The sequence below is a fragment of the Helicobacter cetorum MIT 99-5656 genome (genome assembly GCF_000259275.1).
GTDB lineage: Bacteria > Campylobacterota > Campylobacteria > Campylobacterales > Helicobacteraceae > Helicobacter > Helicobacter cetorum.
On the sequence record NC_017735.1, the window covers coordinates 1351465 to 1365757 of the forward strand.

16 protein-coding genes are annotated in these 14293 nt (G+C 35.0%); 9 read left to right on the forward strand and 7 right to left on the reverse strand.

Translation table 11 applies throughout. From position 1 onward, the window contains the following. Positions 1–23: 23 nt before the first annotated feature. The 4 genes from HCD_RS06395 (at position 24) to HCD_RS06410 (ending at position 2347) form a co-directional block, all read left to right on the forward strand. On the forward strand, positions 24–245 hold the full coding sequence (locus HCD_RS06395) for a copper ion binding protein (RefSeq protein WP_014659760.1): 222 nt from the start codon (positions 24–26) through the stop codon (positions 243–245). Between the two features lie 72 nt (positions 246–317). Continuing rightward, positions 318–1463 carry a tetratricopeptide repeat protein gene (locus HCD_RS06400; RefSeq protein WP_014659761.1) on the forward strand — a complete coding sequence of 382 codons (1146 nt, stop codon included), beginning with the start codon at positions 318–320 and terminating at the stop codon, positions 1461–1463. A gap of 185 nt (positions 1464–1648) precedes the next feature. Next, positions 1649–2032 (forward strand): hypothetical protein, encoded by a 384-nt coding sequence (locus tag HCD_RS06405; RefSeq protein ID WP_144005859.1) that lies wholly within the window; start codon positions 1649–1651, stop codon positions 2030–2032. Positions 2033–2038: 6 nt separating this feature from the next. Further along, positions 2039–2347, forward strand: a complete 309-nt coding sequence (locus tag HCD_RS06410) for a hypothetical protein (protein ID WP_014659763.1) — start codon at positions 2039–2041, stop codon at positions 2345–2347. Positions 2348–2467: 120 nt separating this feature from the next. Here the strand turns inward: HCD_RS06410 and HCD_RS06415 are convergent, their stop codons facing one another. Continuing rightward, the gene (locus tag HCD_RS06415; RefSeq protein ID WP_014659764.1) at positions 2468–3811 is read right to left on the reverse strand and encodes a M99 family carboxypeptidase catalytic domain-containing protein; all 1344 of its coding nucleotides are present in this window, start codon (positions 3809–3811) and stop codon (positions 2468–2470) included. 140 nt (positions 3812–3951) lie between these two features. Here HCD_RS06415 and HCD_RS06420 point away from each other — a divergent pair, with 140 nt between their 5' ends. Further along, positions 3952–4467 (forward strand): flagellar FLiS export co-chaperone, encoded by a 516-nt coding sequence (locus HCD_RS06420; RefSeq protein ID WP_014659765.1) that lies wholly within the window; start codon positions 3952–3954, stop codon positions 4465–4467. On the opposite strand, the gene HCD_RS06425 is transcribed toward HCD_RS06420, so the two are convergent. Next, positions 4464–5459: a HoxN/HupN/NixA family nickel/cobalt transporter gene (locus tag HCD_RS06425; protein WP_014659766.1), complete on the reverse strand. Its 996-nt coding sequence runs from the start codon at positions 5457–5459 to the stop codon at positions 4464–4466. The genes HCD_RS06420 and HCD_RS06425 overlap by 4 nt on opposite strands. 279 nt (positions 5460–5738) lie before the next feature. On the opposite strand from HCD_RS06425, the gene HCD_RS06430 reads away from it, so the two are divergent. After that, positions 5739–6446, forward strand: a complete 708-nt coding sequence (locus HCD_RS06430) for an SEL1-like repeat protein (RefSeq protein WP_014659767.1) — start codon at positions 5739–5741, stop codon at positions 6444–6446. 63 nt (positions 6447–6509) lie between these two features. On the opposite strand, the gene HCD_RS06435 is transcribed toward HCD_RS06430, so the two are convergent. The 5 genes from HCD_RS06435 to pyrB all read right to left on the reverse strand — a co-directional run bounded on the left by HCD_RS06435 (position 6510) and on the right by pyrB (position 12136). After that, positions 6510–7082 carry a restriction endonuclease gene (locus tag HCD_RS06435; RefSeq protein ID WP_041594834.1) on the reverse strand — a complete coding sequence of 191 codons (573 nt, stop codon included), beginning with the start codon at positions 7080–7082 and terminating at the stop codon, positions 6510–6512. Next, positions 7079–7705, reverse strand: coding sequence for a hypothetical protein (locus HCD_RS06440; protein ID WP_014659769.1), 627 nt, complete (start codon positions 7703–7705; stop codon positions 7079–7081). Before HCD_RS06440 ends, HCD_RS06435 begins: the two co-directional genes overlap by 4 nt. Continuing rightward, positions 7699–9354, reverse strand: a complete 1656-nt coding sequence (locus tag HCD_RS06445) for an ABC transporter ATP-binding protein (protein ID WP_014659770.1) — start codon at positions 9352–9354, stop codon at positions 7699–7701. Before HCD_RS06445 ends, HCD_RS06440 begins: the two co-directional genes overlap by 7 nt. 160 nt (positions 9355–9514) lie before the next feature. Further along, a complete protein-coding gene (locus tag HCD_RS06450) occupies positions 9515–10954 on the reverse strand; it encodes an outer membrane family protein (RefSeq protein ID WP_014659771.1) in 1440 nt (479 codons plus the stop codon). A 258-nt stretch (positions 10955–11212) separates the two neighbouring features. Further along, on the reverse strand, positions 11213–12136 hold the full coding sequence (gene pyrB / locus HCD_RS06455) for an aspartate carbamoyltransferase (protein WP_014659772.1): 924 nt from the start codon (positions 12134–12136) through the stop codon (positions 11213–11215). Between the two features lie 95 nt (positions 12137–12231). Between pyrB and HCD_RS06460 the strand changes: the two genes are divergently transcribed. The 3 genes from HCD_RS06460 to HCD_RS06470 are packed head-to-tail and all read left to right on the forward strand — an operon-like array spanning position 12232 to position 14268. Continuing rightward, positions 12232–12747 (forward strand): hypothetical protein, encoded by a 516-nt coding sequence (locus tag HCD_RS06460; protein WP_014659773.1) that lies wholly within the window; start codon positions 12232–12234, stop codon positions 12745–12747. After that, a complete protein-coding gene (gene tlyA / locus HCD_RS06465; RefSeq protein WP_014659774.1) occupies positions 12747–13454 on the forward strand; it encodes a 23S rRNA (cytidine-2'-O)-methyltransferase TlyA in 708 nt (235 codons plus the stop codon). Before HCD_RS06460 ends, tlyA begins: the two co-directional genes overlap by 1 nt. After that, positions 13420–14268: a bifunctional riboflavin kinase/FAD synthetase gene (locus HCD_RS06470; protein WP_014659775.1), complete on the forward strand. Its 849-nt coding sequence runs from the start codon at positions 13420–13422 to the stop codon at positions 14266–14268. Before tlyA ends, HCD_RS06470 begins: the two co-directional genes overlap by 35 nt. Positions 14269–14293: the final 25 nt, after the last annotated feature.

Below are 14293 nucleotides of genomic sequence, written 5' to 3' on the forward strand. Positions count from 1 at the left end.
TAAACCCTAATAAGGAGAGTGTTATGAAAGCAAGTTTCTTTGTTCCTACCATCACTAGTGGAAGTTGTATAGAGAGATTAGAAAGTTATATAGGCGATTTAGATGGTGTAAGCCATGTGGATGTGAGCGTTGCTAAGAAAAAGGTTCTTGTTAAGTTTTCTAGTGCGACAAGCACTAAAGCCATTGTGGAAGCGATTAGAGATGCGGGGTATGAAGCTATGTTTAATGCCGAAGAAGATTTTTAGTCTTTCACTCTCATTCCATCTATTCTTGTAGTATAATTTTTGTTTTTTAATTTTAATTTTCAAGGAATTTTAATGCTAAAAACTTTTGATTTTCATAAGACCTTTTTAGGAATGTTGGTAGCAGGTGGTTTGTGTGTTAGCTATGCTATAGCAGATGAAGCTGGAAATAATCTTGATGAGCTTAAGCAACAATGCGATTCTGGAAATGGCGGTGCTTGCAATAATCTAGGTGTGATGTATCAAAACGCTCAAGGCGTGGCTAAGGATTATATTCAGGCGGTTGAGCTTTATAAGAAGGCTTGTGAATTAGGCATTGGTGGAAGTTGCTACAATCTAGGCGTGATGTATCAAAACGCTCAAGGCATTGCTAAGGATGACAAACAAGCCGCTGAACTTTACAAAAAAGCATGTGAATTGAAAATTGCAGATAGCTGTAATAATTTAGGAGCTATGTATCAGTATGCTCAGGGCGTGGCTAAAGACTACACACAAGCTATCGCCCTTTACAAAAGAGCTTGTGAATTAGGCGTTGGGGGAAGTTGTAATAATTTAGGCATCATGTATCAAAACGCTCAAGGCGTGGCTAAGGATTATGGCAAAGCAGTTGGACTCTATAAGCAAGCATGTGAGTTGAAAAGTGGGAATGGTTGTGGCAATTTAGGAAATATGTATCAATACGGACAGGGCGTAGCTAAAGATGAAAAACAGGCTGTTGAACTTTACAAAAAAGCATGCGAGTTGAAAAGTGGGAGCGGTTGCAATAGCTTAGCTGTGATGTATCAAAACGACCAGGTCGTAGCTAAAGACTACAAGCAAGCGGTGGCTCTTTATACCAAGGCGTGTGAATTAGGGAGTGGGAATGGCTGTAATAATCTGGCTAATGCATATCAAAACGGGCAAATTGTTGCTCAGAACCTATCCAAAACCATTACTTATTACAATAAATCCTGCGAGCTAGGAAATAAAGAAGGGTGTTATAATCTAGCTCTAATGTATACTAATGGGAGGGGCGTAACCAAAGACGATGAGCAGGCCGCAGCTCTTTATCAAAAAGCATGCGAATTTGGCAATACTAAGGCATGCAATGACCTAGCGACTTTTTATCTAAGGGGTAGAGGCGTGAAACAAGATTTAGGCAAAGCAACTTCCTTTTTCAAAAAAGCGTGTGATTTAGGCTCCAAAGAAGGCTGTAAGCAACACAAAAGACTTGCAAAGTAGTTTCAGTCTTAAAAGCTTAAAGTTTTTTAAACTCTGGACTTGTTTTTGAAAATAAGTCTAGACACTTCCTTTCATTTTCTAGCATCTTTTTTTGTATAGCCTAAAATTGAATTTCCACATCAAAATACTTTGTAGTAGAATATCTTAAGCGTAAGTTTTAGATTTGATAAGAAAATAAGATGAACATGCTTAAAAAACTTAATGTATCGCCAGCTGTCAATGATTTGTTAGACTATTTTAAACACCCTAAAAACAATGAAAGCAAAGACCCCATCAAGGAGCTAGAATGGTTATACCTGACTTTTCTTAATCAAAAAGAAAAAATGATAGAATTGCAAGTTTATGAAGTTTTGCTTTCAGATGAGATTAAAAATCCATCATATTTTAATTCATATCACAACACTATAGAATCTATTAAGGATAGTTTTGAAAAAGGAAAAATTGAGTCAATCAACAAAAGACTCAGTAAAACTATTTTAAGAGAAACTTTTATTGACAGGCTCTTGAATAACTGGGGAATCCACCATCTTCATTTAGGAAATGATAGTAATAATAATTTTTCTCTATAAACAGAATTGTTATTTTTAAAAAAGCAAGATTCAAGCGTATACTTCCTTGATATTAAAGACCATCAAAATTTTTCATCAATTGATTTCATTAAAACCATTCATAATAATTGGCCATTTTTAATTGAAAAATACAAGATTAAAACCGGATTTAATATTAGACCCATACTGAGTAGCGATGAAATATTTGAATGTTGGAAAAAGGGGCTAAATGTTTCAGTGGTATTTAAAGACAGGAATAATTTAGAAGTTGCATACTTGCCAGAATTAGGCACAACTGTATCGGATCACAAATTCCTTCATGTATCTGATATATAGAATTGATGAGAAATTGCCTAAACCTTGCAACTAAGATTTAGTGTTTGCAACAAACAATTTTACATTGAAATGGATAGAGAAAAGCCCTATTGAAGTTAGGACTTATTTAGATATTAATCTCTACACAAACTTCACCAAAATCATTCCGCTAAACGCCTTGCCTTTATAAAATTCTATGCGATAGATTTTTTCTTGCTTATCTAGTGAAAAGCGTTTTTGAAAATCCTTGAGCTTAATGGTATAGCCTACTTCATTAGGTCTACTCTCATTAGATACACTAAAGCCAATCACATTTGCACGCATATTTTCAATGGCATGGATATAAAAACTCTCTTTAACTTCAATGACACTCCCCATTTTAACCACTCGTTCGCTACTATCTATTCGCATTTTCACTTCTTCTAAAGAATTATCAAACTCTATATAAAAAGGCGATAATCGTGTCATAAGCTTGTTGCCGTATTTTAGAAACACTTCTTTTTGATTTTCTACTAGCCCTACAATGTAAGCGTTACTCTCTATAGGAATATCTGAAATATCAGTGTTTTTGGGCAAAGGAAAATGATTGAGCCTAGGGCGTAAGTTAAAGATTTGCATTTTAGGTAGAGAGTCAATTTTTGCCCACAAGCTTTTATCGTTAATGAGAGCATGCACGCTATTAGGATTAAGCTCAAAATCTCGCTTGAAAGGAATATTGAGCTGAGATAACAAACCTTCAATAGCTTGCAAATGATAAAACACTCTTGTTTTTAAAGGAAGCTCTTTGCTGGCTTCATTTGCAAACGCACTCTTTTTTTGATTAATGGCATAAAAAGTTAGGGCTTTTTCCATTTCTTTATCGCCTTGTGCAGTATGGGTATTTCGCAAATGATATTCTTCAACAGGGCGTAGTAAATGGGCGTTGATACTATCAATCGTATTATTAGCAAGAGAAAGCAAGTTAGGAAATTTCGCCCCCTTAACTTCATCTTGGTCAATGATAAAGCAATTTCCCCATCGCTTAGGATTAAGCATAGAATCAATATAAATAGGGCGATAATACCCACTCCCATCATGCAAATGCAAAATCGCATCAATACTTGGCTCAGCAATAAGAGATTTAACATGCTCAATAATAAAATATTCAGGGTCATTTTTATCTAAAGTTGCAAATTTGCGGTTCATATCCCCATATAAGCCCCTATGATTTCTTAACATAGAATGCTTGTTTAATACCGGCACAACTTTAACAGAGCCTTTTAAAATGGTATAGTGTTTTAAAAATAAATTAGTCGCATTAAAACCCCCAGGCTCATCGCCTTGAATCCCCCCTAGAAGCAATAAATGGGGGGCTTTATCTTTATCTTCTAAATTTTGTGGAACTTTTTCTATAGGGGTAATATCATAGGCTAAGGGAGTCTTTTCTATCGCATTCAAAAATACCAAAGAACACATGCTCAATACAAAGTGCCAAATTTTTTTCATTGAATCTCTCTAATTTTTGAAATTATAAAATCAAGCGTTAATTATACCTAAAAACCATTTTCAAGGGGGCTATTTGGTAGGGCTAGAAATAGGAACAAAAAATGCTTATAAACCATTAATTTTACTCTAAAGGGTTTTTTATGGATATTTTAAAAACTTTTCAAAAGCATTTGGGCGGTGTTGAAACAAGCGATTTTAAAATGAGTGGACTAGAAAAATCTCAAAAAATTGCAAAATTTAGTAGAGACATGAAAAATGTTAATGAGAGCGTTGGGGCGTTGCAGGTTTTGCAAATCGCTTGTAAAAAGCTTTTAAATAAGAGCATGGGCTTAGAAGATAAGGACGCTTTACAAACTTCTATCACCAAACAAGAATTACAAGAAATTGTAGAAAATTGCCAATTTTTAGCATCGCCCTTGTTTGATACTGAGCTAAACATTAGCATTAATGACGAAGTGTTTTCAATTATGGTAGCTAATCCTTTGAGTTTATTAGAAAATGCAAGTGAATTTCAAGCTTATTTGGAAGAAAAATTAAATGAAGTTAAAGAAATGCTAGGCTATTTGAGTGAAAGTCTTTCAAGCTCTCAAACCTTTATGCCAAGTTTTTCAAACAACCGCTTTAAGGATTTGTTAAGCGATAATCTAAGGGCTTAACGCTCTAATTGAGAAATTTTAAATTTCCATAAGAGATATGAGCCTAAAAACGCTATAACAAATAAGCCTACTAAATAGTAGCCTAAATCCCCAAACTCTAAATTTTGTAAAAAATGGAGTAAAGGGTTTTCAAAAGTAATATGCAATTTTTGTGTGCTAACCTGAAATAATTCTACCAAGCCTATACCTAGAGCGATAAACACGCTTAAGGCTGTGATAGAGATATTGTAATAAATTTTTCTTAAAGGGGTTTTGAACGCCCAATCATACGCCTTAAGCATGAACGCTCCATCTAAGGTGTCAAACAAACTCATACCAGCAGCAAAAAGAATGGGTAAAGCAAGCATGCCTACCACACTCACTTTAATCGCACTACTTGATAGGGCGAGAAGAGCGATTTCACTTGCTGTATCAAAACCTAGCCCAAAAAGAAAACCGATAGGATAGATATGCCACGACTTAGAGATGAAATTAAACAAGGGTTTAAAAAAGCGATTGAGTAAGCCCCTACTAGCTAAAAGGCGTTCAATCTCTTCATTTTGTTGCTCATTCAAGCTTTCATTAGAGTGCGATTGTTTAAAGATTTTTAACAAATCCATTAAAATAATGGCGTTTAATAGCCCCATAAGGAGTAAAAATATCCCAGAAACCAAAGTCCCCACTACCCCACCCACTTCTTCTAACATCGGCGTATGCTCCTTAGCCCAAGCAATCGCAAACGCACTAATCGTTGTCATTAAAATCACCACACTTGAATGCCCCATAGAAAAGTAAAATCCCACCCCATAGGCGTTTTTACCCTGTTGAGTGAGCTTTCTAATCGTGTTGTCTATACAAGCGATATGGTCAGCATCAAAGGCATGCTTTGCCCCTAGCATGTAAGCCATAGACGCCGCGGCATAGAAAGTGGCGTTATTAGCCATAAAGAGCAAAATGAAACCTAAGAGATGCAAAAACACAATCGCTAAAAAATAAGGAAGCCACAATTTCACAATTTGCCTTTTATTAAGTAAGATTTTTTGGATAATTGTAATATAAAAAGCGTTAAAAGTTACTAGATACAAGATTAAGAAAACAAATTTTATTCTTAATTTCTTAATTATTATGATACAATCAACTCTCAAATTTTACTTTAAAAGGATTTAACATGTGCAAAGATTTTTGCAACACTACTCTCTCTCTCTCTCTCTCTCTCTCGTTTAAAGCCTAGTCCATTACTCTTATCAGGTTTATTGTTTTCATTTTCACTTTGTGTAGCTAGTGATTACGAGATGAATGCTTTGAAAGAAGAATTAAAAACACAGGAAGAAAACTTAGCTAAAAAACATGCTCTTAAACATGGCTTAGAAAATTTTAATAAAGGTCAATACGAGCAAGCCTTAAAAGATTTTAAAACAGCACAAGAAATTGGTATCGGACTTGGCAGTGCTTATTTGGCAAAAATGTATTTGGAAGGCAAGGGCGTAAAAGTTGATTACAAAAAGGCACAAATCTATGCACAAAACGCTATAAAAGAGCATGGAAGTGGGATGTTAGGGGGTGTTCTAATTTTAGGACAAATGCAAGCAGAAGGCTTGGGGATGAAAAAGGATTTGAAAAAAGCACTCAATAATTATAGACAAGTAGTTCTAGCATTGGCAAATAAAGGCACAAAAGGTCTTACATCAGGAGCAGGTCTTATTGGCGGTCTTGTTGGAAGTAAAATAATCGATCTTTCAGGTTTAAATGGAAATCCTGAAGATTTTAAAACGAAATTTTCAACATATCTTGCAAAAACAGATAAAGTTATGAATTTTAATGATAGTGGTGAAGTTATGAATAATATTAATCTACTACGACAAGAAATGGGAGAAATTCTTTATAGAATTGGCATTGCCTACAAAGAAGGACTTGGCACTAAAAAGAAAGAAAGTCAAGCTAAAAAATTTCTACAAAAAGCTACAGAATTTGGTTATGAGAAGGCTATGGAAGCCTTATAGGTTAAAGATATGGTATAGGTCTAATTGTAAAAAATTGCAGTATCTCAATACTCAATTTAGCAATTAGCCTTTGCTCTCACTCAAAAACCTAATCCATTCATCTCTATCAATTAAAAGCACTTCATTAGCTTTGGCTAAATTTTTGGCCGCTTGAGTGAAGTAGCTATTAGTAATCACACAAGCTTTTTCGCAATGATAATAGGCTTTAGAAGAGACCACTTCTTGAATAGCTTTGGGCGAGACTTTGTGCGAGTAGCGTTTGGCTTGAGCCACCCATTTAATGCCATCTTTTTCTATAATCAAATCCGCTCCATAATCGCCACTTTTTTGGGTAACTTTAGCTTCAAAACCTTTTGAAGCAAAAAATAATTTGGAGTATTCTTCAAATTCAAAGCCATTCATGGTGTCTATTTTTTGCAAAATGCGTTTGATTTTTCGCTTGTGATACGAAGTTGCAACGCCTTGAAGTAACACTAAAATTACAAAAAGACCAAGAATAACAAGCAACTTAAAAAATAAGTCATTCGCTGAAGTAACAAGCCCAAATTCTAAAGATTTTTCAAGCATAAAATTCCATGCGAAATAAATCCCCACAGATAACAAACTAATGATAAAAAGCAATAAAATCTTTTTCACTTGTTAATAGCCACAAAGGATTTTTCACTTAAACGCTTTTCTAAAATTTCCATCAAATGATAAAAAGTCTTATTAAGGGCTTTATAGAGTGCGTCATTATAAGGTTTATTAACTTCATTAGAATTATTAGGATTATTTTCTAAATGAGCGTTATATAAAATAGGCACGCTTAGGCTTGTGCTAATAGCAGTTGTATCAAAAGAGCAAGCGATTTTTGGCACACATTCTAAAATCAAGCTGGATTTGATTTTTAAAAAACGCTTGATGTTCTTAGGGTTAGCCATAGGCTCAATGCTGTTCTTAAGCTTTTCTTCAATGGCTTTTAAATCTCTAGCACTTTCTTCAAAAGAAATCAAAACATTCCCTACAATATTAAGGGTAAAACCGCTTTTATTTTGCAAAAAATCAGTGATTTGTTTAATAAGGGCTTTTTTAAATTCTTTCTGATAAAAGAGTGGCACAAAATGGGCGTTAAAAAAGATTTTAGGGGGGTTTAAAATAAAATTAGGCGTAATTTTTAAAGGGGGCTTTTTTTCTTTATAAGTTAGATTAAGTCCTACAGGGTTGAAACACCCTAAAGTAAAAACCATAACCCCTAAAAAAACGCCCACAATTTTTAGCATTCTATCAATTTTCCATGCTCTAACTTCACATGCTTAGTGGCTAATTCTAGCGTGCTTGGGTTGTGTGAAATCAAAATAATCAAGCGATTTTCTCTCAATTCTAAAATGCTTTGCTTAATGCTCTCTTCAGTTGTGCTATCAAGAGCAGAAGTGGCCTCATCAAAGATTAAAACTTGAGCGTCTTTGTATAAGGCTCTAGCAATGGCGATTCTTTGGCGTTGTCCGCCACTAAGATTGGTGCCAAATTCATCTAAAATGCTTTCTATACCATTAGGCAATTTTTCTACAAAATCTAGGGCTTTTGCTTTTTTCAAACACTCTTTGATTTTTGCTTCATCAATTTCTAAGCCATACGCCACATTTTCAGCCACACTCCCACTAAAGATAAACACCCTTTGAGTTACAATGCTGATGTTTTCTCTCAAGGATTTTTGCGTGATACTTTCTATTTTTTTATCATTAATTAAAATTTCGCCTTTACTAGGCTCATAAAGGCGTAAGATTAAATTCACAAGCGAACTTTTGCCACTCCCACTTTCGCCCTTTAAAGCGATGATTTCATTTTGTTGGAACTTCAAGTTAATACCACTTAGGGCGTAATGTTTTTCATTATCTAAAAGATAAGCAAGCCACACATTTTTAAATTCTATGGTGTGTATGGCGTTATCTAGCACTAACTCTCCATCAACAATACAAGGCTCTCTTTCTAAAATTTCATGCACTCTATCGCTTGCGACTAAGGCTTCTTGAAAATTAGAAATAATCCTAGTCAAGCGTTTGATAGGGGTATAGAGCATAAAAAGAGCGGTGATAAAAGAAAAAAACGCCCCCACACTAATCTTACCACTAATGACTTCATTCCCCCCTAAATAAATCACTAACGCTATAGCAATGGAGCCTAGAAACTCCATTAAGGGCGAAGAGATTTCAGCCACGGCGATGTTTTTGATACCGATTTTAAAAAACGCCTCGTTTTCTTTCACAAAAGCCTTATGCTCTAGCTTTTCACCATTAGAAATTTTAATCGCCTCTACATTGTTAAAGACTTCGCTTAAGCGTGCGGTAATTTTTGCGTTACTCTCTTGATTAGCCTTAGCAAGTTTTTTAACCTTACGAATGATTTTACTAATAGGAATGGCAGCTAAGGGCATAATCACCAACCCTACTAACGCTAATTTGGGGCTTTGATAAATCACCACACCCACTAATCCTATAATTGTTAGCCCTTCTCGCACGCTCTCTGAAAGATAATTTGACAAACTCGCTCTAATTAAACCTATATCATTAGTAATTCGTGCGATTAATTCGCCCTTTTTAGTCCTATTGAAAAAATCCATTTCCATTTTTAGAAGGCTTTCTAGCATAGCGTTGCGTAATTTTTTGATAATATCAAGCCCGATGAAGTTGGTGAAATAAGTGCCTAGATAAATGCCCCCACTCTTACCAAAATACGCCAAAATCACCAAAAAAGGTAATACTTTTAGCATTTCAACATCTTTATTGATAAAAATATCATCTAAGGTCGGCTTGACTAAATAAGTGCCCCATGCCGTGCTTAAGGCTACAACGATTGAAGAGAATATTACGATGATAAAGCTTTTATAATGCTCTTTGAGATATTTCCCATAACGCTTGAAAAAGAGTTTCAAATGCTTGCCCTTTGAATTTGATTGAACCCATATTATAGTATTTATTAGGGTTTTTTGGCTTTTTAAACCAAATGGGGTTAAACCGGCTTGAAAATATTAAGCTCAAATTTTAAGAGTTTTTAGTAACTTGAAGTTTGCTAAAATCCTTAAAATTTCATTTCTAAAACTTAGCTGTAAGGGTTGTCATCAAATGGCTCCTGTCTGAATAAAGGGCTTTAGAGCCGGGTGTGGGTGCGTAACTCCCTACCATAAAACCTGAATGAGTCATCACGCCAAGGTATTCTAATTTTACACTTGCAGATAGATGCTTGGTGATTTTATAGCCTACATTAATGGATGCACTCGCTTCATTTGCAAGAGTTCCGCTAGTCCAACGCCATAAAGTCCCCCACAGCCATTTTCTATGCACGCCCCCACCAAAGACCCACCCTGAAATCGCATCTGCAGTTACCACATGGCTTATGGCTTGCCCTATATCATAAACGCTATTAGTCCAAAAATCTATGCCTAAAGGATTTCCTGTAGTGCCTATGTAAGCGTTCGCATTTTTCCACACTTTGTAAAATGCTGCACCAAAATTAAATTCATTATAATCAAATCGTTGTCTAATAAGTAGGCTTTGCCCAGCAGTTCCAGCTTTTATGGCATAACGATAATTATCTCTCACAAGTGGGGCATGAACCGGAAGTAAAATAATAGCTTTGGTTTCAGACCTAAAGCCCACGCCATCAAAATTAGGATTCGTATCATAGCCTAGCATGACCCCTGGGCTGTAGTAGGTTTGTGGCGAAAACTGAAAGAAAGGGCTTATACTAAACCCCTTTCTTGCATAAGTGTAATTGACAAAATGAATCCCATAATTGAAAGTTCGCCCATTTTTGGTAACAGTTCTTGGAGAATAGAAATCATAAATCCACTCACCATAAGCAAACGCCCTACCCCATGAGCTAAACCACCATAATTTATGGTTGCCTTCAGCCTTATCTTTAAATTTAGTGCTGACTTCAAAACCTTGAGTATAGCCACTCATATAAGGGGCATTAGACTCATAACGCCCCCCTTTAAATACAAAATTGTCCTTGTAGCGGTATTCTAAATACGCATTATTCATTAAGTAATTACGGCGTATTTTATTAGCCTTGGCGTTTCCGCAAGCCTCAGAGTCAATAACCTTACCATCAGTGCCTATGGCACATTGATGAATGCTTGTGCCATCAAGTAAAGCGGTTTTACCCCCCAAATAGCCATTCCAGTAGCCGATGTAGTTATAAATGACAGAGCCACCTTGGTTAAACTTCGTATCATCATAGGCCACCCCTCCCACCGTGCCACCGATTTTTCCCTCTAAAGTATGCCCTTGATTTTTAAGCCCTTTGGATAATAAATCCACATAAATATCGCCTTGACCCACAGCGGTTACAAAAGTCTCTGTAGGATAAATCCCCCTAGCCACATCAATCTTTTTCTTATTGAAGCCAACCTTAGAAAACGACTCCGCCATAACATCAATCTTATAATCAAAAGCTTGTAAATAAGCACTCAAGCTTAAGGCATACAACCCATAAAAAACTTTATTCTTCAAAGGCACACTATTTTTCATCTTTATATTCCTTTTAATACAAAATAGCATTTTAAAGACTATATAAAACCGATTTTAAAAAAATAAAGAACATAATTAAGCTATCTATTTACTTTTAATTAACTCAACTATTCTGAGATTATAGTAAAAATTTTCTAGCTTCATGTAAAAATGAGAGAAATTGCAATCAAAATGGCTCAAAAACAGGCATTTCTACACTCAAAGCTTAAAAATTTTTAAGCTTTGAAATTTATTGCTTAAGATTAGTTGTTTTTAAAATTATGCAAGCAAAAATTCCAATACCGCCATACGCATTGCCACGCCATTTTTGACTTGCTCTAAAACCTTAGAGCGTTCATCTTCTAACACAGCACTTTCTACATCAATATCCCTATGCACTGGGCCTGGGTGTAAGATTATCACTTCTTTATTCTTAGCATAAGCCTCTAAACGCTCTTTAGTGATACAATAGGCGTTGCTATAATCCTTTAAGCTCGCAAAAATAGGCGTATCATGGCGTTCAGTTTGGGTTCTTAAGCTCATCAAAATATCTGCAAACTCTATAGCTTCTTCAATTTTATGTGTCGTTCTTAAAGAAGTTACAGGAAGCATGGAGCTTGGGGCACATAGCATCATCTCAAGTCCAAATCGTGAAAGCAACTTAATGTTACTATTTGCTACTCTTGAATTTTTTACATCGCCGATAATTGCGATTTTCTTTCCTTTCAAATTTTCTAATTTACTACCAAAATGCTTATAAATTGTCAGTAAGTCTAGTAGAGCTTGAGTAGGATGAGCACTCACGCCACTTCCAGCATTGATTAAAGGGCATTGAGAAAACTCCACTAATTTAAAAGGTGCACTTGAAAAGGCATGGCGCATAATAATAGCGTTAGGTTGCATCGCATGGATATTTTTAAAAGTGTCTATTAAAGTCTCACCCTTTGAAGTAGAGCTTGCTTGCATGTTTAATTTCACGATTTTTGCCCCTAATCTTAAGCTTGCAATCTCAAAGCTAGACACCGTTCTAGTGGAATTTTCAAAAAACAAAGCCACGATAATTTTATCTTGCATTCTCTCTTTTGTTTCTGAAGACACAGCGTTAAAATCATCGCCATATTCGCTTGCTTTTTCCAGCAAAAGTTTAATTTCATCAACGCTTAAATCACTTGTTTGAAGTAAATGACGGCATTTTTTTGGCATAAAACCCCCTTTTAGTTATAATATCGCCTTTATATTTTAGCTAAATTTTAAAAGCGTTAAAACGCTTCACTAGATAGGGTAAATAAGGGAGTGGTTTGAAAAATCTTTCTTTAGTCTTCTTACTCTTTGTTTTACTCTCTTATTTGGGGTGTGTGAGTAATTTTAATGAAGACACTTACACGCTAGATTTGGTCTTAGAAAAGAAAACTCAAGCTAGTAGAAAGGGTGAGATTACCCAAAAGAGTGTTCCTATCATCACCGCTATTGCTACGCATTTAAACGATGTGGATAGTGGCACATACTACTACCATGAGTATTTTTTAGTAGAGATTTTCACGCAAAATCAAGAGTGGTTAGATAATGATTATATCTCTTATAAGCTTTTTGGTAAAAATCCTATAGGCTCAGAGCCTTTGTGGGTTAGAGAAATCAACAAGGAAGAATTTGATGGCATTTTAGAGACCACTAATAAGTGGAGTAGAGCCTTTTTAATCGCCTTTGACAAACTAGACTATTTGGCAGTCAAAGAAGCTAAGCTAGAATTAGATGCGTATAGCTTAGGCACCATTATTTTTAATTTCGCTTATCAAGTTCCTTTACCACAATTTTAATGCGATTAGATTACGCCCTTTTTAACCAAAATTTAGTGAATAGTAGAGAAAAAGCCAAGGCTTTAATTTTAAAAAAACAAGTTTTAGTCAATAAGGTAGTAATCTCTAAACCATCTTTTATGATTAAAGATAATGATGAAATTGAACTCATCGCTAAAAATCTGTTTGTCAGTAGGGCTGGGGAAAAATTAGGGGCTTTTTTAGAAACTCATAGCATAGATTTTAAAGATAAGATTATTTTAGATGTGGGAGCGAGTAAGGGGGGCTTTAGCGAAGTTTCTCTTTTAAAAGGGGCTAAAAAAGTGCTGTGCGTTGATGTGGGGAAAATGCAATTAGATGAGAGTTTAAAAGATAACAAACGCATAGAGTGTTATGAAGAATGCGATATTAGAGCCTTTAAAACGCTAGAAAAAATTGATTTACTACTTTGTGATGTGAGCTTTATTTCATTATATTGTATTTTAGAAGCGATTTTAGCTTTAAGCAGTGAGTTTTTGGTGCTTTTCAAACCACAATTTGAAGTGGGTAGGAATGTAAAACGCAATAAAAAAGGGGTTGTTATGGATACAAAAGCCATTTTTAACGCCTTAGAAAACTTTAAAAACCATTTAAGAACACAGAATATGCAAGTTTTAAATATTCAAGAAAGCTTAGTGAAAGGTAAAAACGGGAATGTTGAATTTTTTATCCATTTCAAGCGAACCTAAGATTAAAAGCCTAGCTATCGGTAAATTTGATGGCTTGCATTTAGGGCATAAGGCTCTTTTTAGAGAATTAAAAGACAAGAAAGCGCTTTTAATCATAGAAAAAGAAAATTATACTAAGGGCTATTTAACCCCCCTAAACTATCGCTCTAAACTTATTGATATGCCCTTATTTTTTGTGTTTTTAGAAAAAATTTCGCATTTGAGTGCTTTAGAATTTTTAGAGCTTTTAAAAAACAAGTTTCCACATTTAGAACGCCTAGTGGTAGGCTATGATTTTAGGTTTGGACATAAACGAGAAAACGATGCCTTATTTTTAAAAGAGCATTTCAAAGAGACGATTATTGTGCCTGAAGTGAAGATTGAAAATGTTAGCGTGCATTCTAAAATGATAAAACTAGCCTTAAATAGTGGGGACTTAATTTTAGCTAACAAACTCTTAGGTAGGCATTATGAAGTGCTTGGGGAAGTCATTAAGGGACAAGGCTTAGGGCATAGAGAATTAGTGCCTACTTTAAATTTGAAAACAAAAGATTTTATTCTTCCTAGCTTTGGAGTGTATGCAAGCTTAGCTAAGGTTGAAAATCAAATTTATAAAAGCGCGAGTTTTTTGGGCAATCGCTTAAGCACGGATAAAAACTTCGCCATAGAATGCCATGTGCTTAATAGGACAATAGAAAACCCACCCAAAGAACTCACTTTATCTTTTATTAAAAAAATAAGAGACAATATGCCCTTTAATTCTTTAGAAGAGCTTAAAAACCAAATTCAAAAAGACATTTTAATTGCCAAAGAGATTTTAGACAATTTGTGTTAAAATGAACCCTAAAAAACTTTAAAAA